This window comes from Trichlorobacter sp. (assembly GCF_034008105.1).
Classification (GTDB): Bacteria; Desulfobacterota; Desulfuromonadia; order Geobacterales; family Pseudopelobacteraceae; genus Trichlorobacter.
In genome coordinates this window covers 65,209-82,575 of record NZ_JAVEPN010000010.1, presented here as the reverse complement: position 1 = coordinate 82,575, position 17,367 = coordinate 65,209, and the positions used below count along the sequence as shown (strand labels likewise).

14 protein-coding genes are annotated in these 17,367 nt (G+C 61.5%); 3 read left to right on the top strand and 11 right to left on the bottom strand.

Annotated elements, in window-relative coordinates:
* The first annotated feature begins 7 nt into the window (after positions 1-7).
* The 3 genes from RBQ93_RS07725 (at position 8) to RBQ93_RS07715 (ending at position 4,327) form a co-directional block, all read left to right on the top strand.
* Positions 8-2,443 (top strand): molybdopterin-dependent oxidoreductase, encoded by a 2,436-nt coding sequence (locus RBQ93_RS07725; RefSeq protein WP_320371526.1) that lies wholly within the window; start codon positions 8-10, stop codon positions 2,441-2,443.
* Between the two features lie 73 nt (positions 2,444-2,516).
* Positions 2,517-4,148: a radical SAM protein gene (locus tag RBQ93_RS07720; protein ID WP_320371525.1), complete on the top strand. Its 1,632-nt coding sequence runs from the start codon at positions 2,517-2,519 to the stop codon at positions 4,146-4,148.
* Positions 4,145-4,327 (top strand): hypothetical protein, encoded by a 183-nt coding sequence (locus RBQ93_RS07715; RefSeq protein WP_320371524.1) that lies wholly within the window; start codon positions 4,145-4,147, stop codon positions 4,325-4,327. Before RBQ93_RS07720 ends, RBQ93_RS07715 begins: the two co-directional genes overlap by 4 nt.
* Positions 4,328-4,482: 155 nt before the next feature.
* Here the strand turns inward: RBQ93_RS07715 and ftsZ are convergent, their stop codons facing one another.
* The 11 genes from ftsZ to RBQ93_RS07660 all read right to left on the bottom strand — a co-directional run bounded on the left by ftsZ (position 4,483) and on the right by RBQ93_RS07660 (position 17,367).
* Positions 4,483-5,649, bottom strand: a complete 1,167-nt coding sequence (ftsZ, locus tag RBQ93_RS07710; RefSeq protein WP_320371523.1) for a cell division protein FtsZ — start codon at positions 5,647-5,649, stop codon at positions 4,483-4,485.
* 75 nt (positions 5,650-5,724) lie between these two features.
* Complete coding sequence (gene ftsA / locus RBQ93_RS07705) at positions 5,725-6,960, bottom strand: cell division protein FtsA (protein ID WP_320371522.1); 1,236 nt, start codon at positions 6,958-6,960, stop codon at positions 5,725-5,727.
* A gap of 38 nt (positions 6,961-6,998) precedes the next feature.
* Positions 6,999-7,829, bottom strand: coding sequence for a cell division protein FtsQ/DivIB (locus tag RBQ93_RS07700; RefSeq protein ID WP_320371521.1), 831 nt, complete (start codon positions 7,827-7,829; stop codon positions 6,999-7,001).
* The gene (locus RBQ93_RS07695) at positions 7,826-8,755 is read right to left on the bottom strand and encodes a D-alanine--D-alanine ligase (RefSeq protein ID WP_320371520.1); all 930 of its coding nucleotides are present in this window, start codon (positions 8,753-8,755) and stop codon (positions 7,826-7,828) included. The genes RBQ93_RS07700 and RBQ93_RS07695 overlap by 4 nt, the downstream gene beginning before the upstream one ends.
* On the bottom strand, positions 8,752-9,654 hold the full coding sequence (murB, locus tag RBQ93_RS07690; RefSeq protein ID WP_320371519.1) for a UDP-N-acetylmuramate dehydrogenase: 903 nt from the start codon (positions 9,652-9,654) through the stop codon (positions 8,752-8,754). Before murB ends, RBQ93_RS07695 begins: the two co-directional genes overlap by 4 nt.
* Before the next feature lie 136 nt (positions 9,655-9,790).
* Entirely contained in the window at positions 9,791-11,161 is a 1,371-nt protein-coding gene (gene murC / locus RBQ93_RS07685) for a UDP-N-acetylmuramate--L-alanine ligase (RefSeq protein WP_320371518.1), read from the bottom strand.
* Between the two features lie 4 nt (positions 11,162-11,165).
* Positions 11,166-12,275: an undecaprenyldiphospho-muramoylpentapeptide beta-N-acetylglucosaminyltransferase gene (gene murG, locus RBQ93_RS07680; RefSeq protein WP_320371517.1), complete on the bottom strand. Its 1,110-nt coding sequence runs from the start codon at positions 12,273-12,275 to the stop codon at positions 11,166-11,168.
* Positions 12,272-13,414 carry a putative lipid II flippase FtsW gene (gene ftsW / locus RBQ93_RS07675; RefSeq protein ID WP_320371516.1) on the bottom strand — a complete coding sequence of 381 codons (1,143 nt, stop codon included), beginning with the start codon at positions 13,412-13,414 and terminating at the stop codon, positions 12,272-12,274. Before ftsW ends, murG begins: the two co-directional genes overlap by 4 nt.
* On the bottom strand, positions 13,414-14,754 hold the full coding sequence (gene murD, locus RBQ93_RS07670; RefSeq protein WP_320371515.1) for a UDP-N-acetylmuramoyl-L-alanine--D-glutamate ligase: 1,341 nt from the start codon (positions 14,752-14,754) through the stop codon (positions 13,414-13,416). The genes ftsW and murD overlap by 1 nt, the downstream gene beginning before the upstream one ends.
* Position 14,755: 1 nt before the next feature.
* A complete protein-coding gene (mraY, locus tag RBQ93_RS07665) occupies positions 14,756-15,832 on the bottom strand; it encodes a phospho-N-acetylmuramoyl-pentapeptide-transferase (protein WP_320371514.1) in 1,077 nt (358 codons plus the stop codon).
* 143 nt (positions 15,833-15,975) lie between these two features.
* Complete coding sequence (locus RBQ93_RS07660) at positions 15,976-17,367, bottom strand: UDP-N-acetylmuramoyl-tripeptide--D-alanyl-D-alanine ligase (RefSeq protein WP_320371513.1); 1,392 nt, start codon at positions 17,365-17,367, stop codon at positions 15,976-15,978.

Below are 17,367 nucleotides of genomic sequence, written 5' to 3'. Positions count from 1 at the left end.
TATATCAATGGCACACTGCGAATCCTGTGACACCAACAAGACCATCACCCTGACCATCGACGGCACCGATGTCCAGGTGCCGGCCGGCACCACCATCCTGGAGGCGGCCCGCACCCTGGGGATCACCATCCCGACCCTTTGCTGGCTGGAGAAGATCTCCACCACCGGCGCCTGCCGGGTCTGCGCCGTGCATGTGGAAGGCGTGGCCCGCCCGATGACCGCCTGCAACACCCCGGTTAAGGAAGGGATCAAGGTTACCACCCAGTCACCGGAACTGGAGCAGATTCGCAAGAAGACCATGGAGCTGATGCTGGTCAACCACCCGCTGGACTGCCCGGTCTGCGACGCCGCAGGCGAGTGCGACCTGCAGGACACCTGCTACGGTTTAAGCGTGGCCAAGCAGGAGTACAGCGCCGACCTGGAGCGGCTGCCGATCCGCTATGACTGGCAACTGTTGGAGAGCGACCCTAACCGCTGTATCCTCTGTGAAAAGTGCGTCAAGGTCTGCCGTGAGATCACCGGCGTGGGCGCCATCGAGACCCAGTCCTGCGGCGACCGCTCCGTGGTTGAGACCGTATCCGGCCAACCGCTGGATTGCGACTTCTGCGGCAACTGCATCGCCGCCTGCCCCACCGGCACCCTGATCAGCAAACCATTCAAATTCAGTGGCCGCCCCTGGGCCTTTGAGGTCAAGAGCGGCATCTGCGGTTTCTGCTCCTCCGGTTGCCAGACCGAGTACCACGTCAAAGACGGCAAGGTGGCCCGGGTCACCAGCGACGACAGCACCTACAACAACGGCAACCTCTGCATCAACGGTCGCTTCGGCTATAGTGCCTTCAATGCTGCCGAGCGTCTGTCGTCACCACTGATCAAAGATGTGACCGGCAACCTGAAAGCCACTACTTGGGATGCCGCCTTGGCAACTGCCACCTCCGCCACCAAAGAGATCGTCAGCAAGTACGGCCCTAAGGCCGTGGCTGGCATCGGCTCGCCCCGCGCCACCAACGAAGAGAACTTCCTGTTCGCCAAACTGATCACCCAGGCCATCGGCTCCCCCAACCTGGACTCCGAGGCTCGGCTGGGCTACGCCCCGGCCCAGGCCATCCAGGCCCGCATGATCGGCATGACCGGCGCCACCAAGCCGATGGACACCCTGGAGCAGGCCGGCTGCATCATCGTGTTGGGTTCCGACCTGAAGGCCGAGTCGGCTGGTTTCGGCTACCGGGTGATCAAGGCTGCCACCAAGCATGATGCCAAACTGGTGATCGCCTCGGCCCGCCCCACCTCGCTGGACGGCTTTGCAAACAGCAGCCTGCGCTACAAGGCCGGTTCCGAAGGATTTGTGGCCCTGGGCCTGGCCAAGGCGGCCCTCAGCCAGAACAAACTCAACGCCGGTGCCGTTGAAGGGCTGGACGGTTTTAAGCAAACACTGACCGCTGCCAGCTACGACCAGATCCAGGCCGCCACCGGCCTGTCCGAGGCTGAGCTGAACGACGCCGTTTCCTTTATCAACGGTTCAGTGGCCGTGGTCTATGGCCATGAATTCATGCGCAGCGCCGATAGCGTAGCCGCCGTGACCGGCGCCATCAACCTGGCCCTGCTGACCGGCGCCGAACTGTTCCCGATCGATGAGAAAAACAACACCCAGGGGATGCTGGACATGGGCGTTGCCCCGGCAGATGGGGGCAAAGACCTGCTGCAGATCATCGACGCCATTGAAGCCGGCGAGATTCGCGCCCTGTACGTCATGGGCAGCGACCTGCTGCAGCTGCTGCCCAACCGTGCCCGGGTTGAAGCTGCTCTCAAGAAGCTGGAGTGTCTGGTGGTGCTAGACCTGTTCCCCACCGCCACCGCACAATTGGCCAATGTGGTGTTGCCGGCTGCCAGCGTGGCCGAAAAGGCCGGTTCATTCACCACCGTCGATAACCGCACCCAGCGTTTCAGTGCCGCAGCCGCACCAGCCGGCGATGCCCGTCCCGATTATGTCATCCTGGGCGACCTGTACGCCCGCCTGACCGTCGGCGCCATCCCCAGCCTGGCTGCCCTGCAGCAAGAGATCAGCGTAGCAGCCAAGAAGCGCCTGGAGCGCCCTGCCTTTGCCGTGGTTACCCCGCAGGCACCGGCCACCGGTTCCATGACCCTGCTGATCGCACCGTTCCTGCGCCACAATGGCAGCTACACCAGCTGGTCAGCCAACAACCTGCAGGTAGCCCCGGCAGCCACCCTGCGCCTGTCCACTGCTGATGCCGCCAAGCTGGCTGTAGCTGACGGCGACCAAGTAACGGTCAGCGCCAACGGCGCCTCGGCCAGCCTGACCGTGCAGATTCAGGCAACCGTTCCGGCTGGCCTGGCCATAGCACCCAGCCACTTCCCCGCTGCTGGCCTGAACGCGCTGCAGGCCAAACCAGCCGCCAGCCTGACGGTGACCATCAGCAAAGGCTAGCCAGACGAACTGACTCCATGCTACCTTCAGGGCGCCGCAGATGTGCGGCGCCCTTTTCTATTCCACGACATTTATGAACTGGCAGATTCAGCAGATACTACGGCGCAGACGCGCTGCAGAAACCGGAGCCATCCCGCCAGGGCGTGGTGGCGCACTCTCGGTCTGTCTGGTCTACCCCAACCGCTACGAGACGGCCATGAGCAGCCTGGGGTTTCAGGCGGTCTATCAACTGTTCAATGACCAGCCCGAGATCGTCTGCGAACGGGCCTTTCTGCCGGACCGTGACGAGCTGACCGCCTATGTAAAATCTGGTGACACCCTGGTCTCGCTGGAAGGCGAACGCCCCCTGTCCGACTTTGACGTGATCGCCTTTTCAATCTCCTTTGAGCCTGACTTCATCAACATTCCCCGCATCCTCGAGTTGGGCCGCATACCGGCGCTGGCTGCAGAGCGGGACGCCCGTCACTCCCTGGTCATTGCCGGCGGCGCGGCCTGCTTCATGAACCCCGAACCGGCAGCCGAGCTGTTCGACCTGATCGCTGTCGGCGAGGGTGAGACCTTGATCCCCGATCTGTCCGCCTTCCTGCTTGATCACACGGCGCTGCCACGGGCGGAGTTACTGCGGCACGCAGCAACCCTGCCCGGGATTTATGTGCCGGCATTAACGCCACCGCAACCGGTCGAACGGATCTGTGCTCCTGACGATTCACCACCTTCGCAGTCGGTGATCCTGACCGAGGAAACCGAGTTTGGAAACATGTACCTGATTGAGGTGAGTCGTGGCTGCCCGCGAGGCTGCCGCTTCTGCGCCGCAGGCTTCGTCTGGCAGCCGTTTCGCCAACAACCCCTGGATGCGCTCAAGGCTGCCTGCCTGAAAGGCCTCAAGCACCGCTCAACCATCGGCCTGGTAGGTGCCGCCGTCTCAGACCATCGCCAGATCGAAGAACTGTGCCGCTTCATCGTCGAGCAAGGCGGCTCCCCCTCGCTCTCGTCGCTACGCCTTGACCGACTGACCCCCGGCCTGCTGGATCTGCTGGTCAAGAGCGGCCACAGGACCATCAGCATGGCCCCGGAGGGCGGTTCACAACGGATGCGGGACATGATCCGCAAGAACCTGACCGCCGAGCAGATCTTAGCTGCCGCCGATCAGGTGGCCCAGGCCGGGATCCTCAACCTGAAGCTCTACTTCATCATCGGTCTACCCGGCGAAACTGACCAGGACCTGCAGGAGCTGATCGATCTGACCACCGCGATCCAGCGGACCGTCGTTGAACAGGCCCGGGCCCACAAACGGCTGGGCGAAATCACGCTGTCGGTCAATCCGTTCATCCCCAAGCCGTCTACCCCACTGCAGTGGGCCGGCATGTGTCCACTGGCCGAATTGAAACGCAAGGTGGCCCTGCTGGAAAAAGGTCTGCGACCGATCCCCAATGTGCGCCTGAAGGTGGAGGAGCTGCAGGGCTGTGTACTGCAGGCACTGCTGTCCCGTGGCGGTCGAGAACTGATGCCGCTGATCCTGCAGATGGCAGCCGGCCTGAACCTCCGGAAGGCGGCCAAGGCATGCCATATCGATCCTGAACAGACGGTAACTGACACACTATCACTGGAGGCAACACTTCCCTGGGAGGTGCTTCAGGTCACGGACCGCACTAGACTGGCAGATGAATACCGGGCCGCTATGCGGGTGATTGGAGTGGAGCCGTGAAGCACTGCACGATCTGCGGCAAGGAGTTTGACGAGACGCAGCCGGCTGATTCGGTCTTTCTTGAGGCCGGGGCCTGGCTGGCGGAAGAGATATGGAAGGATAGCGGCGAGATCTGCCCACAGTGTCTGGAGAACCGGGCCCGCCTGGCGATGATGTACGCCCACGACTGTAACACCTGACCCGCGGAACGTTGACAAAGCCAACGCAGCTAGCGCCGTGACCTTGGAAGCGGAGAAGCGGAATAAAAAAAGGCCCGGCATCCAAGGAGGGGGGGAGGAAGCCGGGCAGGAAGAAGCGACATCGTCAGACACCGCTCCTTAAGCGTTTATAGAGGTTAGTCCACCGACTTACGCAGGAAGGTGGGGATGTCGTACTGGTCCTCGTCGTCAAAGGAGACCGATCCGACGTGCCGTGTCGGGCGTGGGCTGTCCGGCTTCTGGCGATCACGGATAAAGGTCGGGGTCTCGATATTGATCACGTTGGGCTGCTTGGCCACAGCCACGCCGAGCGGCGCAAAACCACGGTTGCGCTCGGCCATTTCAAAGCGGTCACCGAAGCCGGTCACAATGGCGGTCACCTTGATCGTATCCCCCAGTGACTCGTCAATCACCACACCGACGATGATATTGGCATCCTCGTGGACCTTCTCGTGGATGGTCTTGTTGACGGCGTCAAAGTCGTCCATGGTCATGCTTGAAGAGCCGGTGATGTTGACCAGTACGCCACGGGCGCCGGAGACATCGATATCTTCCAGCAGCGGCGAGGAGATCGCCTTGGTGGCTGCATCGACGGCACGGTTCTCGCCATTGGAGATGCCGATACCCATCATGGCCATACCGCGCTCGCTCATGATTGATTTGACATCGGCAAAGTCGACGTTGATGAAGCCGGAGGTGGTGATCAAATCGGAGATGCCCTGCACCGCCTGACGCAGCACATCGTCGGAAGGCTTGAAGGCGTCCAGGATACCCAGCGAACGGGGAGCAATGCTGATCAACCGATCATTGGGGATTATGATCAGCGAATCGACATGCTCCTTCAGTGCCCGTACGCCTTCGTCGGCCTTGTGCTGGCGCAGCTTGCCTTCACGGGAAAACGGCTTGGTGACGATGCCCACCGTCAGCGCGCCCACTTCACGGGCCACCTCGGCGATGACCGGCGCAGCGCCGGTGCCGGTGCCGCCACCCATGCCGGCGGCGATGAAGATCATATCAGCGCCCTTGAGCAGCTCAGCCAGCTTTTCACGATCTTCCAGGGCCGCATCGCGCCCCACGTTGGGATTGGCGCCTGCTCCCAGTCCTTTGGTCAGCTGGCCACCCAGTTGCACCTTGACCGGCGCCAGGGAAGAGCGCAGGGCCTGGGCATCGGTATTGGCAACAATGAAATCCACCTTGTTGATGCCGCTGGCCACCATGGTGTTGACGGCATTACCACCGCCGCCGCCCACGCCAACTACTTTGATGACTGCGCTTTGCTCGATGGTTTCGTCAAATTCGAACATCCGCTCCCCCTTTGCTGTATTTGAATGTCATTACATGCACAGATTGCCTACACGCAAGCCAACCGCCGGAGAATTCTAGAAGAACTCCCGGAACCAGTTCTTCATGCGCCGTGTGGTGGTGCTGAAGATGCTGTCTTCCGATTTGGTGGCGGGAAACTCACGTGGTCCGATGTTGCGACTGCCGTAGATGATCAAACCGACCCCCGTGGAGTAGGCTGGTGAGTTGACCACATCGATCAAGCCCCCGATCTTCTGGGGGAAGCCACGCCGCACCGGCAGATTGAAGATCTGTTCTGCCAGCTCCGGCATGCCCTCCAGTATACTGGATCCGCCGGTAATTACAACCCCAGAAGCTATGGCATCTTCAAGTCCCGACTTGACGATTTCTCGGTTGACGAGAGTGAACAATTCCTCCACCCGTGGCCCCAGAATTTCGCACAGCACACTGCGTGAAAGCTCGCGGGGCTTGCGTCCCCCCACGCTGGGCACCTCAATCTTCTCATCTTTGCCCACCAGGGCCGCCAGACAGCAGCCGTGGTTGCGCTTGATCTTCTCCGCCTCGGCCATCGGGGTACGCAGTCCCACGGCGATGTCATTGGTCAGATGGTTGCCCCCCAGTGAGATCACCGAGGTGTACTTGATGGCCCCATCAACGAAGAGCGCGATGTCGGTGGTGCCGCCGCCGATATCCACCAGGCAGACCCCCAGTTCCTTCTCGTCCGGTGACAGCACGGCCTCGGCAGAGGCCAGCTGCTCCAGCACGATGTCGGCCACATCCAGTCCGGCCCGGTTGCAGGACTTGACGATGTTCTGGGCGCTGGTGACCGCACCGGTGACGATATGCACCTTGGCCTCCAGACGCACACCGCTCATTCCCAGCGGTTCACGGATGCCATCCTGCTCATCGATGATGAACTCCTGGGGCAGGATATGGATCACCTCGCGATCCATCGGGATATTGATCGCCTTGGCGGCGTCGATCACTCGCCGCACGTCGTCCTGGTTGACCTCACGGTTCTTGATGGCGATCACCCCATCGGAATTGATCCCCTTGATGTGACCGCCGGCGATGCCGGCGTAGACCGACTTGATCTCGCAGCCGGCCATCAGCTCCGCCTCTTCTATCGACTTCTTGATGGAGGCCACCGTACTCTCGATATTGATCACCACACCCTTGCGCAGGCCGGTGGATGGGCTGGAACCGATACCGACGATCTCGATGCCGTCCTCGGTCACATTGCCGACAATGGCACAGATCTTGGTCGTGCCGATGTCGAGGCCGACGATCAGGTTGTCTCTCTTTGCGGACATTGCAGTCCTCCCTTGGGAGTTTGCCGGACGGTTGCCCGTCAGCTCTTCTTGACCACGATCCGGTCGCTATAATCCAGATCGATGTAGTGCAGCCCAGGCTGTTGCGTCATCAGGGTCTGATAAATCCGGGCGAAACGGGCCAGCTTGCCGGGGAAGTCGTCAGTGCCGATTCTGATCGGTACTGCGCCGGAGGTAGTAAACAGGGTGAATCCGTGGGCCCTATCGTAATGAATCTCCGACACATCCGCAAGGATAAATGATCCCTGCTGCTGCAGGGCTGCCAGCAGCTCGCAGGCCGACTTGAGGGCCCCGCGAGTGCCGGCCGGATCGGCCGCCAAACCCTCTTCGCTGAGCCCGGTCACCACCGGCAGATCAAGGGCATCACCAAAACTGAGCGGCTTGAACGGCTCACCCGTCGTGTCCAGGTAGTAGAGCAACCCCAGATTGACCACCGCCACCGGCTTGCGCTCGGTGATGCTGACCGCCACCGTACCGGGGAAGAAACGCTGCACCCGTACCGTGGCCACCCAGGGGTTGCGCCCCACCTGCTGTCCGACGGTCTTCAGCCGCAGCTTCAGCAGGTTCTGTCCCGGCACCACGCCGGTCAAGGCCACAATCTCCTCGCGGTTCAAGCGTTGCGCACCGCGCACCTCAACCTTCTGTACCGGGAAGGGTGTCGCCTGCAGCAACCCCCTGACGGCTGCTGCCAGCAGCCCCCCCACCAGGATGATCAGACCGGCGCTGCTGCCATACCGGATAGCCGGCAGCAGGTACTTACGCAGATCGATCGGCTCCTTGCGGACCTTGGTCCGGTTAGGCGCCACCTTGCGGTTCGGCTTGGAGCCGATATGCCGCAGGTCGGTCATCATGGTGCGTTATGGCCCGTTTTCAAGGCGGCTGAGCCGATGATCCGCTCCACCAGGGTCTCAAAATCAAGCCCGGCACCCTTTTGGGCAATCTCCGGCAGCAGCGACAGGGCAGTCATGCCCGGCAGGGTGTTGACCTCCAACAGGTAGCAGTCACCGGCCTCAGTCACCAGAAAATCCACCCGGCTGTAGCCGGAGCAGCCCAGAGCCTGATGGGCCTTTAACCCCAGCTGTTGTACGTTGGCGTACAATGCAGGACTCAATCGGGCCGGGAAGACATGCTCGGCCAGTCCGTCGGTGTACTTGGCCTCGTAGTCATAGAATTCACGTTTGGGGATGATCTCGATGGCACCGATCGGCTGGTCGTTCAGGATGCCGACCTGCACCTCCTGACCCTTGACGTAGGCCTCCACCAGCACCTGGTCGTCGTAGCGGAAGGCGTCATCCAGGGCAGCCTGCAGATCGGCCGACTGCTTGACGATGGCCACCCCTACTGACGAGCCCTCCTGCACCGGCTTGACCACCACCGGCAGCCCGAAGGGCAGCTGTTCAACCGTCACGGTCTCGCCCCGCCGCACTGCGACATAGGGTGTAATCGTCAGACCAGCCGCAGCAAAGGCCTGCTTGCTATAGAGTTTGTGCATCGCCAGGGCACTGGCCAGGACACCTGAGCCGGTGTACGGAATCTGCATCAGCTCCAGCAAGCCCTGCACACAGCCATCTTCGCCGTAGCGACCATGCAGGGCGATGAAGGCCAGCTCGATGCGCTCCTTGCGCAGTGCCTCGGCCAGATCACGTCCCACGTCGATGGCAACGCTGTCGTAGCCCAGCTTGAGCAGTGCCTGGTGCACGGCCATGCCGCTCTTGAGCGACACCTCCCGCTCGGCCGACAGGCCGCCCATCAACACGCCGATCCGTTTCGTCTTCATGGTTCTTCCCCCACGATCCTGACCTCTTCCTCCAACACCACGCCGCTCTGCTCAAGCACTGCTGCCTTGACCCGCTCCGACAGCCCCAGAAAATCAGCTGCCGTGGCGTTGCCGCTGTTGACCAGAAAGTTGCTGTGTACCGGCGACACCAGTGCGCCACCTTCTGAGGCACCGCGTAGTCCGGCAGCGTCGATCAGCCGCCAGGCGGCCTGACCGGCTGGATTCTTGAAGAACGAACCGGCGCTGGGGTGACCGACGTTGTGCTTGCTGCGCCGCAGTTCAAGATCCTTGCGCACCTCGTCTTCAGTCTCAGCCGGGTCGCGGGGCACCAGCTGCAGGGTGGCAGCCAGCACCAGATCGCCTGGTTGCAGGTCCAGCCGACGGTAGCCGTAGTCCAGTTCGTCAATGCAGAACTCGCAAACCGCACCGTCACGCAGCAACGTAATACAGGCGGTACGCTGCAAGAGTCCCTCGCCATAGGCGCCAGCGTTCATCCGTATGGCGCCGCCGATGGTGCCGGGGATGCCGGAGATGAACCCGATGCCCCCCAGACCCAGCTGCTGGCCAAAGCGGACCACTGCCAGGTTTTCGGCACCGGCCTCGGCCCGTATCCGTCCATCGCCTACTGCCTCAATCCGGCTGAACCGCTCCAGCGAGATCACCGCACTACGGATGCCGCCGTCCCGCACCAGCAGGTTGTAGCCCCTGCCGATGACCAGCCACGGTATCTGCTGCTCTGCAAGCTGCCGCACCAAGGCCTGCAGATCGTCAACGTCTTCGGGTACGGCGTACAGGTCGGCCGGACCGCCCACCTTGAGTGAGGTATGGCGGCTCATCGGCTCGTCGTAGCGCAACTCCCCGCGAAAACCTTCGCCTATGTGCTGTGCCTGTTCTGCCATAGTGTTTCCTAATCAGGTAAACGAGCAATTTTTCGTTCTGGGTTTGGCAGCCAAAGAATGGCGCGGAGGCGTACACAAGCCGTACGCCGCACAAGACATTCCGCAGGCTGACGAAGCCAGGGCGGAAAAGGGCCGTTTACGAGAGCAGCTTGACCAGCGCCTCACCCTGCTGCCAGATGTTTCCCGCGCCGAGGGTGATGACAATGTCGTCTTCCTTGACGATGCCGGCCAGGTGCTGGGGGATCAGCTCCCGGTCACCAATCCAGGTCACATCCTTCTGGCCGTGACGACTCACCTCATCGGCCAGCCGCTCGGCCGTGGCCCCTTCTATCGGCTGCTCGCCGGCGGCGTAGACATCGGTCAGCACCAGCACGTCGGCATCGTAAAAGGCGGTCACGAACTCGTCGAACAGTTCATGGGTACGGCTGTAACGGTGGGGCTGGAAGGCCGCCACAATACGCCGCTCCGGCCATCCCTGTCGGGCCGCCGCCAGCGTGGCCTTGATCTCGGCCGGGTGATGACCGTAGTCGTCTACCACCATGATCCCCCGGGGTTGTCCCTTAACGGTGAAGCGTCGGCCCACACCACCAAATTTGGCAAAGCCTTCCTGAATGGCTGCAAAGGGCACATCCAGCTCCATGGCCACTGCGATGCAGGCCATGGCGTTGAGCACATTGTGGGGGCCGGGCATCGGAAAGGTCACTTCGCCCAGCCGATAGCCCTTGTAGTGGGCCACAAAGGAGGTATTGAAACCGTCATGCCTGACATGGGTGGCGCGGATGTCGGCCTGGGCTGAAAGACCATAGGTCATATAGCGCTTCTTGACCCGTGGCAGGATCTCGCGGATGTTCTGGTCATCCAGACAAAGCACCGCCAGCCCGTAGAACGGCACCTTATTGATAAACTCCACAAAGGTGTCCTTGATCTCTTCAATGCCGGAGTAGTGATCCAGATGGTCAGCGTCGATGTTGGTGACCACCGCGATGGTCGGCGACAGCACCAGGAACGAGCCGTCCGACTCATCGGCCTCGGCCACCAGGAACTTGCCCTGGCCCAGTTGTGCGTTGCTGCCGATGGCGTTCAGCTTGCCGCCGATCACGATGGTGGGATCGATGCCGGCATGACCCAGAATCGAGGCTGCCATGGAGGTGGTGGTGGTCTTGCCGTGGGTACCGGCAATAGCGATGCCGAACTTCATCCGCATCAGTTCGGCCAGCATCTCGGCCCGCGGGATGACCGGCACATGCAGCCGCCGCGCCTCGACCACCTCCGGGTTGTCGTCATGCACCGCCGATGAGATCACCACCACATCGACGTTTTGCAGGTTCTCGGCCTGGTGACCGATGCCGATCTCGGCCCCGAAGCCAGCCAGCCGTTCGGTTATATCGGAACTTCGCAGGTCAGAGCCGGACACCTTGTAACCCAGGTTCAACAACACCTCGGCGATGCCGCTCATGCCGATACCGCCAATACCGACGAAGTGAATCTTTTCGATCTTTCCGTACATGGGGCTACCTCGCTCCTAGCGCATTCAACATCTCGTCAACGATCACCCTGGCAGCATCCTTACGGGCCAGACCAGCGGCGTTGTCGCCGAGCCGCTGCAACTCTTTCGGATTGTCCATCAGACGCGTGATGGCCGTTGCCAGACCATTGCCGCCCATCTCCTGTTCCAGCAGCAGCTCGCAGGCCCCCTTTTTCAGCAACGCTTCGGCGTTCTTGCGCTGATGATCGTCGGTGGCATAGGGAAACGGTATGAACAGACAGGCCTTGCCCAGGGCGGTTACCTCGGCGATGGTGGTGGCCCCGGCCCGGCAGACGATCAGATCGGCCAAGCGGTACTGGCTGGCCATGTCATCGATAAACGGCCGCACATCGGCGGCTATGCCGGCCTCGCGGTAGGCGGCACAGACCTGTTCATAGTCCTTTTCACCGGTCTGATGGGTCACCCTCAGACCACTTTTGTAGGCAGCATCCAGTGTGGCCAGCGCCTGAGGCAGTGCCACATTCAGGGCATGGGCCCCCTGGCTGCCGCCAAAGACGAACAAGTGAAAGGATTGACCTTGACCTTCCATAGGCTCTGTGCGGCCCACCTGGTTCCCCGCCAGCTGTTCCAGTATCTGCCGCCGCAGCGGATTGCCGGTCAGCACCGTCTTGTCGGCCGGAAAGTACTTGGCTGCCTCGTCCAGCGAGATGAAGACGCGGTCGGCCACCTTGGCCAGCAGCTTATTGGACATGCCGGGCAGGGCGTTCTGCTCATGCACGAAGCGCGGCACCTGCAGACCACGGGCCGCCAGCACCATCGGCAGCGAGGCATAGCCGCCAACCCCCATCACCAGATCAGGCCGGTAATCGCGCAGAATTCTACGTGACTGAGCATAGCCGTAGAGCAGCATGGCGGCCCCTTTCAGCTTGGCCAGGCTGCCCTTGCCCTTGATGCCGGCCGCCGAGATCAATTCCAGTTGATAGCCAAGACGTGGGATGGTACGGGCCTCGATCCCCTGGCTGCTGCCGACAAACAGCACCTGGTTGGCCGGATCACGGCTGAGGAACTCTTCGGCCACGGCGATGCCGGGAAAGAGATGGCCGCCGGTACCGCCACCGGCAATGATCAGCCTCATGATGCAGCTCCTTCCGTCAACGGCGTTAACTTCAGGCCGGACGAGATGTTCAACAGAATGCCCACCGCCAGCAGGCTGATCAGCAGCGAACTGCCACCGTAACTGAGAAACGGCAGCGCCAGCCCCTTGGTGGGCAACAGACCGGTGACCACCCCCATGTTGACACTGGCCTCGATGGCAAACAGGACCGCGATCCCCAAGGCCAGAAAACGCCCGAAGGGGTCGCGGGCCGCCATGGCGATCCGCATGGCCCGCTGCACCAGGATAAAGAACATGCCGATAATCACCACCACACCAAGAAAGCCCAACTCTTCCCCCACCACCGACAAGATGAAGTCAGTGTGAGCCTCGGGCAGATAGAACAACTTCTGCTTGCCTTCCCCCAACCCCTGACCGAACAGGCCACCGGCGCCAAAGGCGTACTTGGACTGGATGATCTGCCAGCCGATACCGGTCGGGTCCTGTTCCGGGTTCATAAAGGCCTTGATCCGGCGCAGGCGGTAGGCCGAATGAAAGACCAGAAAGGCCACAATCGGCGCCGCCATCAGCATCGTCCCCAGAATGAACACCAGCCGTGTGCCAGCGGCGAACAGCATCAGGATGGCGACGCCCGCCAGGGTCAGGGCCGCCCCCAGGTCGGGCTGTTTCAGGATCAACAGCAACATGGCCGCCAGCACCACCATGTAGGGCAGAAAGCCATAGGAGAGCGACCTGATCTTGTCCGACTTCTTTTCCAGCGAATAGGCCATGTACATGATCAGCGCAATCTTGGCGAACTCCGACGGCTGCAGGTTGAAACCGGGTAACCGGATCCAGCGTGTGGCCCCCTTTACCTTACCGCCGATGCCCGGAATCAACACCAGCACCAGCAGCGCCAGACTGACCAGCAAGATCGGCACCGCCAGCTTGCGCCAGTGGTGATAATCAATCCGCATGGCCACCGCCGCCACGCCAAACCCCACCAGGGCGAACAGCCCTTGGCGTTTCAGAAAATAGGCGCCGTCGTGGAAGTTCTTGGCAGCCATCACCGACGAGGCGGAATAGACCATCACAATCCCGAAGGAGGTCAGCGCCACCACCATCAGCAGCAACACCAGGTCATAATCCGCCAGCCTGAACTGGCCTTTGTCGGCTGCCATCAGAGCTCCTTGACCGCTGCAATGAAACGCTGCGCCCGCTCCTCGTAATCCCTGAACATATCGAAGCTGGAACAGGCCGGTGACAGCAGCACCACACCGCCCGGCGGGGTCAGCTGTGCAGCCAGACGCACCGCCTCTTCCAGGGTGGCTGCCCGCCGGGTGTCGGTCAGGCTGCCCAGTTCCCGCTCCATCCGCTCGGCAGCCTCGCCGATCAGCAGCAGATGCCGCACCCGCTCTTTGACCAGCGGGGCCAGTGGCCCGTAGGAACCGCCTTTGTCCTTGCCGCCGGCGATCAGGGTGATGATGTCGAAACTCTCCAGGGCCGGCGCCACGCTGCCCACGTTGGTGGCCTTGCTGTCCTCGTAGTAGCGCACCCCAGCCACCTCACGCACAAACTCCATCCGATGGTGCAGCGACTCAAACCGTTCCAGCAGCGCCTGACTTTTTGCCTGATCGCAGCCCAGTAGCAGGCCGCAGGCCAGGGCCGCCATAATATTCTCCAGGTTATGGACCCCCTGCAGCTTGAAGCTGGCAATCGGGAAGCGCAGTTCCTGCCCCTGATGACGATAGACGATCTCGCTGCCCAGACAGCTGATACCCTCATCCAGCATCTGTTTGCGACTAAAGGGAAACAGTCGCGCGGTCAGTCCCTGAGCAGCCTGCCAGACCCGTTCATCGTCACGGTTGACCACGGCATAGTCCTCAGGACCCTGGTTCTCAAAGATGCGCAGCTTGGCGTCGATGTAGGCCTGATAACTGTCATAGCGGTCCAGGTGGTCCTCGCTCAGGTTCAGCAGGGCCGCCACCGTGGGTCGAAACTGTTCGATCCATTCCAGCTGGAAGGAGCTGATCTCGGCCACCACCACGTCCACCCGCTCACCACTGGCCGGCAGATCAATCAGCGGATCACCGATGTTGCCGCCCACGTAGGTGGCAAAGCCGCTGGCCTTAAACAGTTCGCCAACCAGGGTGGTGGTGGTGGTCTTGCCGTTGGTGCCGGTGATCGCCACCAGGGGCGCCGTGATGCAGCGGGCCGCCAGTTCCACCTCGCTGATGATCGCTACCCCTCTGGCCCTGGCAGCCGCCAACAGCGGATGTTCCTGGGGCACGCCGGGAGATACCACCACCAGGTCGGCTTCGGTAAAATCAGCCTCCTCATGACGTCCCAGCACAAAACGGATCCCGAGCCCGGCCAGTTCCCGTAGCACACCTGTCAGCGCCTGCTCGTCCCGCAGGTCGGTGGCGGTCACCCGTGCGCTGCGACTGGCCAAAAAACGGGCACAGGCCACGCCGGTCTTGGCGAGGCCCATGACAGTACTATGTTTATTGTTCAGTTCCATCTCAGCGCATCTTCAGGGTTGATATGGCCACCAGGGCCAGGATGATGGTGATGATCCAGAAGCGGACAATGATCTTCGGTTCCGCCACTCCCTTCAACTCAAAGTGATGGTGGATCGGCGCCATGCGGAAGATCCGTTTGCCGCGGTATTTGTAGGAACCCACCTGAAAGATCACCGAAAGCGCCTCAATCACGAAGATACCGCCCACGATCACCAGCAAGATCTCCTGTTTGGTCAGCACGGCGATGGTTCCCAGGGTGCCACCCAGGGAGAGTGAACCCACATCCCCCATAAAGACTTCGGCCGGATAGGAGTTATACCAGAGGAAACCCAGCCCGGCCCCCACCATGGCGCCGCAGATCACGGCCAGTTCGCCGGCCCCAACCACGCGCGGGATCTGCAGGTAGGCCGACAGGGTGGCATGGCCCGCCACGTAGGCAAATAACAGGTAGGTGGCGGCATTGATCGCCACCGGGCCAATGGCGAGGCCATCCAGGCCGTCGGTCAGGTTGACGGCGTTGCTGGCCCCCACAATCACGACCACGACAAACGGGATAAACAGCAGCCCCAGGTCGGGGTGGAAGTTCTTGAAGAACGGCACATACAGCATCTCGTTAAAGGCCGGGTTCAGATAGAGGAAGACTGCTACGCAACCGGCCAGCAGCACCTGCCAGAACATCTTCTGGCGAGCCGAGAGTCCCTTGGGGTTCTTCTCCACCACCTTCTTGTAGTCATCCACAAAACCGATCAGGCCATAGCCGACAATAATGAACAGCGTGGTCCAGACGTACAGGTTTGACAGGTCGGCCCACAACAGCGTTGGCAGGATGATGGCCGCCAGGATCATCACCCCGCCCATGGTGGGAGTGCCCTGTTTCTGCAGGTGGGATTCAGGTCCGTCGGTGCGGATCACCTGCCGCGCCTGCAACCCCTCCAGCTTGCGGATGATCCATGGACCCAGCACAAAGCAGACCACCAGCGCCGTGATCATGGCGTAGATACTCCGGAAGGTCAGATACTTGAAGATGTTAAGGATCTTCAGATTGCTGGCCAGCGGATAAAATAGGTGATAAAGCATCCTCGTTCTCCTGGCAGACCGTTGATAAACATACTGCGGAGCCTGTCTACCGCGTTGCGCGGTACTCGCTCCTTCGCCTAACTACATGTTATGTCTCAGTCGCTACGCTCCGTGCGCCTTGTAGCCATGCTTCCTCATAACGTTTATGCAACAGTCTGCTTCGCGTAGTGTTGCCGGATCAGTTCTGCGATCTTTTCCATGCGCATGCCGCGTGAACCTTTTACCAGTATCAGGTCGCCGGGATGGGCCCGTTCGATAATGTCATTGGCCACGGCTGCATGATCGCAGCCGCTACAGACCGAATCGGCAGCCATGCCTGCCTCCCGCGCACCTTCGGCGGTGTGGGCCGTAAGTGTACCGACCAGATACAACCGATCCGCCACCTGGGCGGCCTGCAGCCCTACCAGCCGGTGCAGTTCAGCCTCGTCACCACCCAACTCCAACATATCGCCCAGGGCCACAAAAGCCCGGCCAGTGCCCTTGATCTCAGCCAGGGTGGCCAAGGCTGCACCGGTGGAGGCCGGATTGGCGTTGTAGCTGTCATCAATCAGGGTCAAGGGGCCGGCCTGTTCGATCCGGAAGCGCCCCTTGTAGGGTGTGAAACGGGCCAACCCCTCAACAATGGTCGTCAGCGGCAGTTCGTCCAGCAGCGCTGCGGCAGCGGCCAAGGCATTATAGACGTTGTGGCTGCCGCAGGCCTGCAGTCGGACCTCTGCCTCGCCCTTCGGACTCACCAGGGTGAAACTCTGCCCCTCGGCGCCATGGGCACGGATATTCTCGGCCCGCACCTCACCACGCCGGATACCGAAGCTGATCCGACGGGCAGACGGGTTCTGGGGCAACGAGACAACGCGGGGGTCATCGCCATTGACCACGGCCAGACCATTATCACCGACCCTGAACAGGAGTTCACCCTTGGCCGTAGCCACCGCTTCCACACTGCCCATACTCTGCAGGTGGGCCGGAAAGGCGTTCAATACGATCCCCACCTTAGGCTGAGCAATCTCCGCCAGCCGGTCGATCTCGCCCGGCTCACTCATCCCCATCTCCAGCACGGCCCAGCGATGCTCAGCCTGCAGCCGAAAGACCATCCGCGGCAGGCCGATCAGATTGTTCAGGTTGCCTTCGGTGGCCAATCCAGGACCAGTCAGCCTGAGGATACTGGCCAGCATCTCCTTGGTGGTGGTCTTGCCGTTACTGCCGGTGACACCGATCACCAGCGGTTCAAAGCGCTGACGGTACGCTGCGGCCAGGTCTCCCAGGGCCCTCAGACTGTCCTTGACCGCTACGCAGGTCAGGGTGGCCGGCAGCTCGTGCTGTTTCAACCAACGCTCTTCAGCCAGACAGACACTGACTCCGGCCGCAGCCACCTGCGCCAGATAGTCATGGCCGTCAAAATGCTCGCCCCGCAGCGGCACAAACAGTTCGCCGGTCACGACGCTGCGGGAATCGGTGCTGATGCCGCTGACCGCAAGACTGCCGTCACCGACTATCCGGCCGAGGGTCGCGGCAGCCAGTTCGGCAACACTGAACAT